General features: G+C 32.4%; 12 protein-coding genes. 2 read left to right on the top strand and 10 right to left on the bottom strand.

The features are described from left to right. Window positions 1-118: 118 nt before the first annotated feature. The 6 genes from HPE56_RS20080 to HPE56_RS20055 all read right to left on the bottom strand — a co-directional run bounded on the left by HPE56_RS20080 (window position 119) and on the right by HPE56_RS20055 (window position 7584). Window positions 119-1078, bottom strand: coding sequence for a hypothetical protein (locus tag HPE56_RS20080; RefSeq protein WP_188245535.1), 960 nt, complete (start codon window positions 1076-1078; stop codon window positions 119-121). Between the two features lie 95 nt (window positions 1079-1173). Beyond that, on the bottom strand, window positions 1174-3486 hold the full coding sequence (locus tag HPE56_RS20075) for a DEAD/DEAH box helicase (RefSeq protein WP_188245534.1): 2313 nt from the start codon (window positions 3484-3486) through the stop codon (window positions 1174-1176). Continuing rightward, window positions 3483-4166 (bottom strand): hypothetical protein, encoded by a 684-nt coding sequence (locus tag HPE56_RS20070; protein WP_188245533.1) that lies wholly within the window; start codon window positions 4164-4166, stop codon window positions 3483-3485. The genes HPE56_RS20075 and HPE56_RS20070 overlap by 4 nt, the downstream gene beginning before the upstream one ends. Window positions 4167-4303: 137 nt before the next feature. Further along, window positions 4304-6418: an ATP-binding protein gene (locus HPE56_RS20065; RefSeq protein WP_188245532.1), complete on the bottom strand. Its 2115-nt coding sequence runs from the start codon at window positions 6416-6418 to the stop codon at window positions 4304-4306. Between the two features lie 156 nt (window positions 6419-6574). After that, window positions 6575-7105: a hypothetical protein gene (locus HPE56_RS20060; RefSeq protein WP_188245531.1), complete on the bottom strand. Its 531-nt coding sequence runs from the start codon at window positions 7103-7105 to the stop codon at window positions 6575-6577. After that, window positions 7105-7584, bottom strand: a complete 480-nt coding sequence (locus tag HPE56_RS20055; protein WP_188245530.1) for a hypothetical protein — start codon at window positions 7582-7584, stop codon at window positions 7105-7107. Before HPE56_RS20055 ends, HPE56_RS20060 begins: the two co-directional genes overlap by 1 nt. Window positions 7585-7764: 180 nt before the next feature. On the opposite strand from HPE56_RS20055, the gene HPE56_RS20050 reads away from it, so the two are divergent. After that, window positions 7765-8040: a hypothetical protein gene (locus HPE56_RS20050; protein ID WP_188245527.1), complete on the top strand. Its 276-nt coding sequence runs from the start codon at window positions 7765-7767 to the stop codon at window positions 8038-8040. On the opposite strand, the gene HPE56_RS20045 is transcribed toward HPE56_RS20050, so the two are convergent. Together HPE56_RS20045 and HPE56_RS20040 are read right to left on the bottom strand one after the other, a co-directional pair. Next, window positions 8037-9011: an AlbA family DNA-binding domain-containing protein gene (locus HPE56_RS20045; RefSeq protein ID WP_188245529.1), complete on the bottom strand. Its 975-nt coding sequence runs from the start codon at window positions 9009-9011 to the stop codon at window positions 8037-8039. The two genes, HPE56_RS20050 and HPE56_RS20045, sit on opposite strands and share 4 nt — an antisense overlap. 508 nt (window positions 9012-9519) lie before the next feature. After that, window positions 9520-10293 (bottom strand): peroxiredoxin-like family protein, encoded by a 774-nt coding sequence (locus HPE56_RS20040; RefSeq protein ID WP_188245528.1) that lies wholly within the window; start codon window positions 10291-10293, stop codon window positions 9520-9522. Between the two features lie 84 nt (window positions 10294-10377). Here HPE56_RS20040 and HPE56_RS20035 point away from each other — a divergent pair, with 84 nt between their 5' ends. After that, window positions 10378-10653 (top strand): hypothetical protein, encoded by a 276-nt coding sequence (locus tag HPE56_RS20035; protein ID WP_188245527.1) that lies wholly within the window; start codon window positions 10378-10380, stop codon window positions 10651-10653. A gap of 38 nt (window positions 10654-10691) precedes the next feature. Here HPE56_RS20035 and HPE56_RS20030 read toward each other — a convergent pair whose 3' ends face one another. Continuing rightward, window positions 10692-11273, bottom strand: coding sequence for a hypothetical protein (locus HPE56_RS20030; RefSeq protein ID WP_188245526.1), 582 nt, complete (start codon window positions 11271-11273; stop codon window positions 10692-10694). Between the two features lie 7 nt (window positions 11274-11280). Then, window positions 11281-11889 (bottom strand): hypothetical protein, encoded by a 609-nt coding sequence (locus HPE56_RS20025; protein ID WP_188245525.1) that lies wholly within the window; start codon window positions 11887-11889, stop codon window positions 11281-11283. Window positions 11890-12209 lie beyond the last annotated feature (320 nt).

Here is a 12209-nt window from a genome sequence, read left to right as displayed (position 1 = left end):
ACAACCTTCTTCTTTGCCAAGGGCTAGGCAAACCTCTCGTATTCCCCCTTATCCCAAACCCCGGATCAGTCAACACGTCATATAGCGCTAGCCTATCGGCGCGCCATATGCTTAGTTATTACCTACCGTTTATTTCTGCATTTTCATTAAATAGCGTCTTTAAATATTTTTTAGAATCTATGTTTTTCAAATGGTCATAAAGAATGTACTTTTCTTCATTGTGAAAACTATATGTTTGTTTGTTATAAACAACAAATAACGCTAAGCAATTCCGTTCATCATTAATATCATCCATAATATATTTCATCAATTTGAAATAAAGTTTTAGCTGTTCCTGTTTTATATCATAAACACTCCTTTTGATTTCAATCACATATACATCTTTATTATCAGACAATATAAGGTCTATGATTGCTACCCTTTCAATATCCGATTCAAGTTTGTATCTAATTCCTAATTGAGATTTATGTTTGGGAAAATGTTTTGATAGCTTTTCGATTATTTCTAATTCTTCTTTGAATGAATTTTTTTTAGCTGTCACATAACCAGATATACTTTTTATTGTTTCTTTATAGCCATATTTTACTCTTAAATCATCGATTCCAATTTCTTCATACATTCTAAGAAGTTGAGAAGCTTTTATTTTGTTTTTAGAATTAGTTTTTTTTAGTATATCTGTAGCCCAATGTGCGTTAATTCTAACCTTGACTCCTTTTTTACGTGAGTTGTGAATTTCTTCATAATTCAAGCTGAAATTTTTATGTTCTTTAGATTTATCTCTAAAGTTTGTACAACCCCAAAATTTTCCATAATCAGAATCAATTAATTTTAATTTAGAACTGCAACCAAAACAAATCTTTTTCTGCCAACATTCATATAATTGGTTTATCTCATTCTTTTGTTTTTGATATTCATTGATTTGCAGTTCTTCATATTCATAATATGCTTGTACAAATAACTCTTGATTATCATAGAAATAGTTATCCGCTATGGTTTTCTTTGATTCGCTCAATTTTTTTATAGAATCGAAGAACTCTTTAAGTTCATTTGGCTCCATAATTCTTGCGTATTCAATCATTTATGCGGTTGTTTGTTAATGGTAGGTAACAATCTGTATGGTGTCGTAGCTATCCCGCAGGGTAGCTATGCACTATACAGATTGTTAGGGGCTTTTTATTTTTCATTTATAAATCTTTCTACTGACAGTCTCGATTCTTTAGGAACTGAAAATATAGAATCTTTAAATATTATTTCTTCAGAATCAATCGATTCAATATGCGGCTCTAATAATTCTATATCTTCAAACGACATTCCATATCTGAGCATCCAAATATGTCTTTCATTGTCAGTGCCATATCTAATGTATTTAGATAATTTTTCGGCTCGTATATCCTTAGATTTTATAAAGTACTTCATGAATGAAGCAAAGAAAATATCGCTAAGCTTAAACCCAATCAATTTATCAATAAAGTCATAAGTGTCGTACATAATAAGGTCATAGTCTACATCAGAAGCTTTTGTGCCTTGCGGGAACAAACTATAAACTCTATGATTTTTATCTGGTATTTCGTGGTATCCTGTGATGAACTCAGCTGTAATATGGTTTGTACTACGACCACTTTTTTCTAGTCTAATTCTTTCATTAGTTTTACTAACGTGTGAGTAGCGATACCAACAAATATTTTTGAAAGTTTTACCATGTACTTTCCAAAGCATTATTTTGATTGCTGTGTCTAAAACATTGCCCTCTCCATCTTCAAGTTGACGATTAAGGTAGATAGAATATAGTTGTCTAAAATATTGGTATAGTTCCAATCGATTACGAACATCTTGATTTAGTCGATTTAATGACAATATTTCCTCGCCATCAAATAAGGTATTTAATATGTTCCTGATTACCTCTTCAGTTGATTCGGAAGATAATTTTTCTAAGTCTTTTTCAGTTAAATTGAATTCATCAGAATAAGTGTCATTTAATATTGCTTCTTTAAAGTCATTGTAATCATCATCTCTTTGTTCGGACTTTTCTAAAGAAGATACTTCGTCTAAAACTTCATCCTGGTTCATGATATTTCTGAAGTTTGACATCTTATTAGGTGAGCTAACTATAACAAATCCAAAGTCAAATTCTTTTGACAATGTTGATCTTCCTGCTCTTCCAATTAAGTTTTTTACGGATAGGGGCTTACTACTTTCTAACCTATCAAGAAATACAACATCAAATGGCATGTTTATACCTTGTTCTAACGTAGATGTGGCAAAACAAATGTGACATAAACCATCTTGAGTAAATTTTTCAATTATTACTCTTGTTTGAAGAGGCAGGGAACCATGATGAATAACTATGCCTCGTTTAAGTAAAGCAATCATTTGAGAATAATAGTTTTTGTTTGCTATAGTATCTCCCCCTGTATATTGCTTTAATTGTTCAATGTAGTAATCAATCTTTTCTCCTTCAATCTCACTACATAAGTCGATATATTTTGCGAATTGATTTAAAAATCCACGATTATAGATTTTTGATTTCGATATATAAAAGAGAACTGAGCCACGGTTCCTAATGGTTTTTTCAATAGGGTCAAATGAGCACTTAATCTTTCGATTACCCATAATCGATTTATCAATTCCAAAATGATAAAAGTTCCATTCATCATCTGAACACAAGAAGATTTGACCAACATTTTTTTGCTTGAATTGTATAGAATCAGAGGTTTGAATTTGAAAGTGATTCTTTTTTATTTGCGATTCAGGATTTTTCACAAAAGGGTGAGCAAAAACAAATGTTGCTTCTGAAAAAGCCTTTTGAGAACGTCTAACAATACTATCAAAATATAGCCCTCTTTTTGAATTTTCATTACTTAGCTGAGCTTCATCAAAAAGAAACATACTTACAGAATACAGATTCTTATACTTGAATAATTCTCTGCATCTTTCTGGTGTAACAATAAAAACATTTCTAATAGTATGTTTTGTATTTATCTTATCAATGAAGGTTAAAATATTTACAGACTTATCATCTATTAACTCATTTAGCTTATGATAATATTCATTGATTAATGCCCTAGATGGTACAACAATAACAATATCGTTATTGCTATTAAGTATCAAGTTCATAAAGACGAATGATTTACCTGTGGAGGTAGGGGCAGAAAAGCTAAAGCATTTATTTGATTTTATTCCTTTTATTATCTTCGCTTGGACTGGAGTATAATTGTTGTCATAAGTGTCTAATATATAACTCCTGTATTGTCTGAAGACTACTTCTTTTAAAGTTTTTGGTTTAACATCTTTATAAAAAACACCCATATAATTCAAAACTCTTGCCTCATGAATATTGAATTCTTCAGCTTGGTAGAGTTTTAAATATGAAAGAATCTCCATGTCTGTTGTGGACTCTGGACCGTTTTTATAGAGTTTGTCTAATACATAGGATATAATATCTCCTATGTCCTCTGATTGAATAATATTTGCAATAAGGTTATTCATACATTAACAGCAACACAAATTATCTCTTCGAAACCTTTAAGGTTGTTGTAATCTGAGTTTCTTTTTATTCCATTTATCATTGTTGTTGTAGATGTTGTTTTACTAGCGAAGGATGCAATAAATCCTTTCTTTCCTTGAGTATGATTTTTAAGTGAGTCTTCGCAGCAAAATTCAGCTATCTCTTTAATATCTGATATATCTTGCTTTGTTCTCTCGAACCGTGCAATCTGTTCAAATGCTGAGCCATAGGCATTTTGTCTAGAGTTGAATTTAGCTTCTCCAAATAAGATTATTTTATTCAGGTTTTTAGAAAAGAAGTCAAAACCGTCATTCCCTGCAGCTTGACTTTTTATAAGCTCAGCAAGGGGTATGTCTAAGTATCTCAATTCATTTATTACGGCTAATCGAGATAACTCAGAAACGACCAATTCCCCCGTATCACTTGTGATTTTATCATCAGATTGTGCTATTATATTAGTCGCTATATAATTGATAGTTTCTTCAGCTCTGACTTGAAAGTAATTTTGAATGTATTGCTTATCAAAATCACTAATCCAAGCAATATCAGACAATGATTTGAAAACATCACGGAGGGTTATTTTAATATCAGTTGGTTCAATTCTGATAAACACGATATGAGGTTCAATCTGGATGCGGTCTATTACTTTGTATGCGTTCATGTTTTTTTAATTGCCCCTAACGTTAAATGTATGAAATGTTGCCGACTTCGAAGCTTAAACTTATCAAACCGAGATGAATTTGACACGAGCTACAAAGCTTTAATAACGCACTATCCGGTAATTTTTTATACATATTGTTAGCCTTCGTTTATTTTGTTAAATATCTCAACTAGCTCATTTTCCATTCTTTCTGGATTTGAAGCGAATTCTTTTATAATAGAATTCTGAAAACTAATAACATTCGATATACCTAAAGCTTTAGCCAAAGTTTCTAACATTTCTTTACCTGGAAACAAATTCATCCATTCTTCATTTTCTAAGCTAGACTTAACTTCTGATTCGCATTCGGAGATAATTGATTCTATAGATTCTGATGACAAGGCAGTTGTTAGCGAAGTATTTATTTCATCTGATGTGGATGTGAATTTAGATTTAATTATTTTACTTTTATCAGCTTTGATTTGACAACCCTCTTCTTGTTTCTCAAAATAGGCATCACCATTAAGCACTTTGCCAATTGAAAAATCCTGAGGTTTAAGGTTTAAATTGAGTCTGAAACTTATCATATCTCTAACTACTTGTGAAGATAGTTTCAGGGCAATCGCAAAAAGCATTTCTTTTATTTCATCCTCAGATTTTGTTATGTTGAAAATCTCTGAAAGTACTGTTGAAATAATTCCAAAATCGAAGAGGTAATTTTCTATTTCGTGTTTGTCTAATACGAATACTTTACCAGAAGAATGGCTTCTATATTTAGTAATCATTGCAGGTGTTAGATAGTCTCTATCTCTAATCAAATAGAAGGTCATCCATCCTAGGTTTGCGTCCATAATTGATAGAATTGCACCATTTATTCTATTTAAATTGTCACTTCCGCTCGAAGGGATTAGTTTAAAATTTGAATTGTCTTTTGGAAATAGAGTGCTATAGAACTTTCTATCTGGACTAGAATTATCTCCTTCGAGAAATACTAGATTTTTAGCAACTCCTATGTATCCAGCATAACCAAACAAGTTTTTAAGTTGGATAATCACATCTTCCTCATTGTCTCCACTTACAAACTTTGCTTTTCTAGTCGCTAAATCTCTCGTTACATAAATAACTCTATCTCTTCCAGCTTCGTCAATAATCTCGGAATTATGTGTTGCAATCCAAATCTGATTTCCTTTCCTTATTGATTTTATATTTCGGATTAAAAGTCTAGATAACTCTGGGTGCAAGTGGAGTTCTGGTTCATCAATTACAATTATTGCATTCTCAACATTATGCCTAATGAAGAAGGATAAAATAAAAAAGACTTCTTTTTCTCCAGAAGAAAGGTCATTAAAAGTTATTACTTCCTTAGATGGTAATTCGATAAAAAGATTAGATGGTACTGATTCATTTTTGTCAGCAAATTTATAATCTGGGAAAATTCTATTCAGTAAATTTTCGTAAGGCTTAATGGGGTCATTGGGTTCTTCACCTACGTTTATTCCTTTGTTTTTTTGATTGTAATAATTTCCTAGTTCTCTTAAGTAGTGATATCTCTGTTGAACCAAAAATTCATACATGTCAAGATATTGTATTTCACTAGTGTTAAAGGCCATTTGCCATAAATGCTCTTTCTTTTTGGTATTATCAAAAGAGAAAATCTTTTTTCTATCAAATGCTTTTTGAGGATAGTTTCTATCAGCTCTCAAAAAGAAGCCTAATGACCTTTTTAATTTATCCTTTAGCTCCCTCGTAACATAACTATGAATTTGATTATGGAGAGTTGGGTCTTTTGCATATTCTCCTGAGTTATATTCAAATGCTCTGTAATAAACATCATTTGTTTTAAGGTAGTCGAGAATATCGTATTGATGTTTATGTGGTCTTTTAGTAATTTCAATAAATTGAGTCTTTTGTATATCTTTAACTTCAGGTGTCAAATCTACTTTATCATCAATGTTTTTGATACCTTCAACTATGGTTTTTTCTATTGCTTCTAATTCGGTTTTTAGAGAATCAATAATAATGACTTTTTCATCAGGATTTAATCCAATTGCCGTTTCAAAAGAAAATCCATTGAAAGTCCTACTTAGTGACCAACCGAGACTATATGAACTTGACAAAGCATAACCAATTAATTCAAGAACTGAACTTTTTCCACCTCCATTAGGACCTGCAAACACAGTTAATTCTGATGTCTTGTTGTTAAAATTAAACGGTCCTAGATTTTCATTTTCTAGGTGTCTGAATTTCTCAATAATAATTTTGCTTATGTACATAATTTTATTTTAATGAAGGCTAACGTTTATGTATAAGAATAGTTGCGGGTTTGTATGCGAGGATTTTCCGAAGGAAAATCAGACGTTACAGACACGCAACGACCTTTGATTAAGCACTAAACCGCAATTATTTTTATACGGTGTTAGGCTTAGTTATTATTCCGCTATTTCCCAAATTGGGTCAAACTTGTCAGTTGTCAATTTATTATCACTTATCATTGTTTTTATTCCTTTGACAACTTTGTATCCAATTGCACCAATAGCGATTGGTATAGCTGCTGAAACTACAACACCTGCAATCATTCCTCCTCCAATTATAGCACCAATTGAAGCTAATCCTGAAGTTATTCCAACAGCAGATAGTCCAGCAACACCACTTGCACTTATTGCAGATGCAATTCCGCCAAAGCCTAAAATTCCGCCACCAACAGCTCCAATTTGTTCAGATATTTGCTCCTTCTCAGCTTTAGTTAGTTTTTTGAATTTTTCGAACCCAATAGAAAACATTATTCCACTTTGTTTTAATAATTTATTTGTTGGGTAGCTCAGTTTTCCAACTATTCTCTGCAAGGTCGAAGTAGAACAGCCAATTTCTTTTGCAACTAAATCTACTGTTAAATTGTTCTTTTGTATGAAAACAGCCAAGTATTGCGATATATTTTCTCTGTTTAATTCTTTATTGTTCATTAATTTTGAGTGAATCTGTGATATAATATTATTGATAAAATATTTGATAAAATTATCATATGTCCATTTTCCATTTCGTCAAAGTGTTTTTGCCCAAACTTAATCGCAGTATGAATTCTGGCTGTTGCAGCTGAAACCAAGTTTTTTTCATCAATATCTCCAAATCCGCCTTGTTCAAGTATTGATTTATATTCGGCTCCTTCCCAACGATTTTTAATTTTCTTTATATCCCAATTTAAATTCTGATTTACATATTCAGCCAAAATATCTTCGTTGTCGTGATATTTTTTTGGTGGTTTTGTGTTTTCAATTTCTGAGATTAAATCATTTATTTCTTGTCCAAAACTATCTTCTTCAACTATATACCTCTTGGTTTCTGAATCCCAACTTAAATCCCAGTTGCCTCGAGCAATCCAAAGTGGTTTTAAGACGAACATATCTAAGTATGTACTCTTGTAAAAAAAGTCCTCAATGTTCATTTTTTTCTAATTAAGCCTAACGTTTGTGTATAAGAATAGTTGCGGGTTTGTATGCGAGGATTTTCCGAAGGAAAATCAGATGTTACAAACACGCAACGACCTTTGATTAAGCACTAAACCGCAATTATTTTTATACGGTGTGCCTGTTGCACAAGTTAAGAAAAAAGTCTTTGTCGATCAGTGCCTATAGGGACAAGGATCGTAACTTTAGGTAGGCAGGCGAACAAGGTGATGCATCTATCGGCGATCGCCTATAATTTGAAGAAGTACCTGAAATTCATTGAAAAGCGCTCCAAAAGTGGGGCCGGGCAACTAGCTTTGACAACCTTAGTGAAAAGTGCCTTTCAATACTTGTTCGGTACTTCTACAAGCATCGAAAATTGGTGTTTCTCTTCTGAGTGGATAAGAAAAAAGCCCCTTGGAGAGGCTTATTTTGATGATATTATGTCTGATTAAAGGCTTGTGCAACGGTTACCATTGTTGTATGATGTATTATTTTTTTCTTCAATATCTTTCATAACCTTTTCACCTAACTCTCTTAAATCCGTTTCCATTTCATCTTTTCCATTCGGATAAAAAAGCCAAAATCTAATTTTTAATTCTTTAAACGCTTCTAGAATATTTTCGTTTCGAACATCAAAGTTAAATCGGATAGCATTAATTGTTTCGTCAGGATATGAAGTTGGGAGAGCATTGTTTGTTATTTTGATAGTTTTGCCATCCAATAATCTTGTGTAATCATAATTTCGTCCAACTCCATCTGGTCTCCAATTAATATTGATATGTTTGCTGAAGTTGTCAAAATAAATATTGACTTTATAGTCTTTCTCGTGTTTTTCTCCAATGTTGTAAACCCCAGTTTCACATGTAAAAGATGTTCTCTCCTCTCCAATTTCTTTTAAACCAATTGAATATCCACTCAGCTGTAATTCGGATTTAACTTTTCGACCATACAATTGCCTTATTTCATATTCTTCCATTGGTACAGACTCAAAATTATATCTTTTGTAATATCGGCTGTCTCTGCTTAAATGAGGTGCGTCTATACTTGAAGGAATTTGAACAACATAAATGGATTCTTCAATATTCCCGTTATTACGCACAGGATAAATCTTTAGACCATCAATGTTTCTTTTAATTGTTGTGCTAATTATCTGTTCCAACCATTCCTTGGTATATATTTTTCCATCTATATAAGTGAATTTATCAGCTTTATGATTTTTTTCAGATATTCCATATATAATTATGCCTCCGTCCGAATTTGCAAATGCAGCAACGTCTTTAGAAACTTCTTTTTTCTTGGAATCGGATTTGGAAAGTGCTTCTCCTGATTTAAATTCAATATGAATTGATTCTTCTATTTCATTTTCAATAAATGATTTCAAAGTTTCTAAATCATAGGTTTCTAATTTATGTAATTCGGTCATATTTCAGGATAAGTGGATATTGCATACAACGGTGAGGCTATGATTAGTGTGGGGCGGTGATTTACGATTCCCATTGTGCCACAGCTCGTAGCCAAATCTTTTTGTTTTATTTTTTCTTGTCTAAAGCAAAATCCCAAAGATTTTGCGACCTCATAAATATACGCAGACCTTGGCGTAAAAACCTAAACCCCACATTAATTATAGGTTGTGTGCTTGTTGCACAAGTTAAGAAAAAAGTCTTTGTCGATCATTGCCGATCGGACGATCGGTGATAATTTGAAGAAGTACCTGAAATTCATTGAAAAACGCTCCAAAAGTGGGGCAGGAGAACTTGCTGCGACCTAATTTGTAAAAAGCCTGGTTCAATACCTGAACAGAACATTTTTACGCCATCTAAAATTTTCGTTCAACTTATAGGAAGACATAAAAAAGCCTCTAGAAGAGGCTTATATTGATAATATTATGTCTAATTAAAGGCTTGTGCAACGGTTACCGGTGTTATGAGCTGTTATTTTTTTTCTGCTACTGACTTTAATTCCGCTTCAAGTTGCCAGTATTCTGGAATATCATCGCAGTTGTCATATCTATAAGTAAATTGAACCAAACCAGATTTATCAATAATAAATTCTCCTGGTAGTAACCAAGGATTGTCAACAAGTGCCCTTTGAGTACCACTTCTATCTTCTTGTAATTTTTTTCCAATACTATAATCAATATCAGCAGTTCCTAATATTTGAGGACCATTTCCATCTAATAAATCGTAAGCTCGATAAACTTGGTAGTTTGGGTCGCTCAATAGTTGTCCTTTTAGTCCTTGTTCTTTAGCATAAAATGCCGCCCTTTCTGGTTCTGCCTGTGTTATGGTTATTACTTGAATTCCCATTTTTGTAATAGAATCATACTGTTTTCTAATTTCCGCAGCTCGAGCAAACCCACAACCACAACCAGTGTGCCTCCAAAATATAAGCAACATTGGTTTCTCTTTCCATAAATCACTCAATTTTATTAATTCATTTGATGAATTTTGTAATTCAAAATCTGGTGCTTTATCTCCTTCTTGAAGTGGCAATTCATCCCAAACCAATTTTGAAGGTCCTTTATTCCACAATTTCAACCATTCTTTTTCGGCTTCTGCGGTCTGTTCTTTAACAATTTTCGGCATTGGTCGTTTAATTCTGGTTGAATCTACTGACTCTTGAGCCTGAATATTGGGAATTAAAAAAGCAACCATTAAAGCCGATAAATATAACTTAATGTCTTTAATACAATCTGAAAGTTTCATAATTCATATATTTTAGTTTGTTATTTTTAATGTTCGTTAAGGCACATAGTTTATACAAGTTAAGAAAAAAGTCTTTGTCGATCAGTGCCTATAGGGACAAGGATCGTAACTTTAGGTAGGCAGGCGAACAAGGTGATGCATCTATCGGCGATCGCCTATAATTTGAAGAAGTACCTGAAATTCATTGAAAAGCGCTCCAAAAGTGGGGCCGGGCAACTAGCTTTGACAACCTTAGTGAAAAGTGCCTTTCAATACTTGTTCGGTACTTCTACAAGCATCGAAAATTGGTGTTTCTCTTCTGAGTGGATAAGAAAAAAGCCCCTTGGAGAGGCTTATTTTGATGATATTATGTCTGATTAAAGGCTTGTGCAACGGTTACCATTGTTGTACGTAGGCTTTTATTTTTTATAATAGTCAATTTCGTCTCTCATTAAACTTTCAATTTCTATCCAAAGTGTACCCATTCTTTTATTTCGTTCTTCATGTCCGATACTTTGTAGTTGTTTCGCATTATATTCCAAAGCATTTGAAGTTGAAAGACTATTCAATACGGTTTGGAACTCATTAGTATAGTCATTTACCAAAGTTTTGTATTCGTTGATTTTTGGTAAAAGCTTTTCACTTGCGACTAGTTTTAGTTTGTTCAATTCAGAGTTTACTATCATCATTGGCTGAAGTGACTTTCTCGTTGTCTCCAATAAGTTTTCATTAAACTTTAAGAGAGCATCATTTATTCTACTTTCATCTCCCGTCAATATCTCGCTCATAAACTCTGTAGGAATACCATAAGTTGCGTTTGGGTCGGTCCTCATATTCAAGCTCATTTCATCCATCTGATTCATAAAGTTCGAATAAACTTCAAATCTCTTTTCTATGGCCTTGTCAGCTTTTTGATATTTCCTATTAAGTCGAAATTGAACTATTCCCCAAATCCAACCTAAAACACCTAATCCGATTATTAAATAATCCTTTATTTCCATTTTTTATTCATATTTCAACACCTAAAAGTTTTCTAAATTCTGTTTCGAGTTGCTTTTCAAGTTCGAATGTTTTGTCAAGAAATACATCACTTCTTTTCTTCAAATCAGAAAATCCACTATCCTTCTTTTTTATTGCATCTATTTGTTCTTGTACTAGTTTAAATTGCGAAAGGAATTTTCTCGTTTCCTTGTTTATTTTATCCATTTCATTATTTATAGAATTAATTAATTCTACTTGCTCAGAAGAGAAAAATATTTTGTTTTTGTGGAATGTGGTGCTAAATGAGATAACAGCTTTTGTCCATTCTCCTAGTTTATGTTCAAGATGTTCCTTTGGGTTTTGGGTATCTAGTTCATTTTCAAAGAAGTCCATTATGGCAAGCTTATATTCATATAAGAAATCATAAAGATTCTTAATTACTTCAGCTCTTTCTTTGTGAAGAGATGAAAACTGAATTTGATGTGAAATGTTTAATCTCGCAAGCTCGCTTTTGTGTGATTCAATGCGTTTGGTAAGATAATTTTCAACTAATTTTTGCGATAGATATCTTATAATTCCGTAGGCTACGACAGTTGAGGCTGAAAATATTCCTAGATATTTAAAAATTTCTTCCATAGTTAGTTTTTTAGCTTACGTACGGTCTTGTATATGGCTCGTAGCGTGTAAAAAGAAATTGTCCTTTCGGTTAAGCACGAGCCAGATTTTTAAATTTTTCTTATTATCTTTTTTTACTAATAAGCCAAATTTAAAAATTTGGCGAACTCGCAAATATACCTTACCTTCGATTAATCAACTGCCTAGCTATGAGCTATATACGTTGTTGAACTAATCCTCGTACCTCGGAAGCTTTTAGTTTGTTTATAAAAGTACGTTATCTTACTGTTTGATAAAAACCTTAAGAATATGTATTTAAAAAAAGTCAAGGACGATCTTGG

Origin of the sequence: Maribacter aquimaris (genome assembly GCF_014596745.1) — a bacterium.
Classification (GTDB): domain Bacteria; phylum Bacteroidota; class Bacteroidia; order Flavobacteriales; family Flavobacteriaceae; genus Maribacter_A; species Maribacter_A aquimaris.
This window is presented reverse-complemented; position numbering and strand designations above follow the sequence as displayed.

Excerpts from the sequence above, each read along its gene's own strand:
- HPE56_RS20030 (WP_188245526.1), bottom strand. The coding sequence starts at position 11,273 with ATGGAAATAAAGGATTATTTAATAATCGGATTAGGTGTTTTAGGTTGG.
- HPE56_RS20080 (WP_188245535.1), bottom strand. The coding sequence starts at position 1,078 with ATGATTGAATACGCAAGAATTATGGAGCCAAATGAACTTAAAGAGTTC.
- HPE56_RS20045 (WP_188245529.1), bottom strand. The coding sequence starts at position 9,011 with ATGACCGAATTACATAAATTAGAAACCTATGATTTAGAAACTTTGAAA.
- HPE56_RS20025 (WP_188245525.1), bottom strand. The coding sequence starts at position 11,889 with ATGGAAGAAATTTTTAAATATCTAGGAATATTTTCAGCCTCAACTGTC.
- HPE56_RS20070 (WP_188245533.1), bottom strand. The coding sequence starts at position 4,166 with ATGAACGCATACAAAGTAATAGACCGCATCCAGATTGAACCTCATATC.
- HPE56_RS20040 (WP_188245528.1), bottom strand. The coding sequence starts at position 10,293 with ATGAAACTTTCAGATTGTATTAAAGACATTAAGTTATATTTATCGGCT.
- HPE56_RS20055 (WP_188245530.1), bottom strand. The coding sequence starts at position 7,584 with ATGAACATTGAGGACTTTTTTTACAAGAGTACATACTTAGATATGTTC.
- HPE56_RS20065 (WP_188245532.1), bottom strand. The coding sequence starts at position 6,418 with ATGTACATAAGCAAAATTATTATTGAGAAATTCAGACACCTAGAAAAT.
- HPE56_RS20075 (WP_188245534.1), bottom strand. The coding sequence starts at position 3,486 with ATGAATAACCTTATTGCAAATATTATTCAATCAGAGGACATAGGAGAT.
- HPE56_RS20060 (WP_188245531.1), bottom strand. The coding sequence starts at position 7,105 with ATGAACAATAAAGAATTAAACAGAGAAAATATATCGCAATACTTGGCT.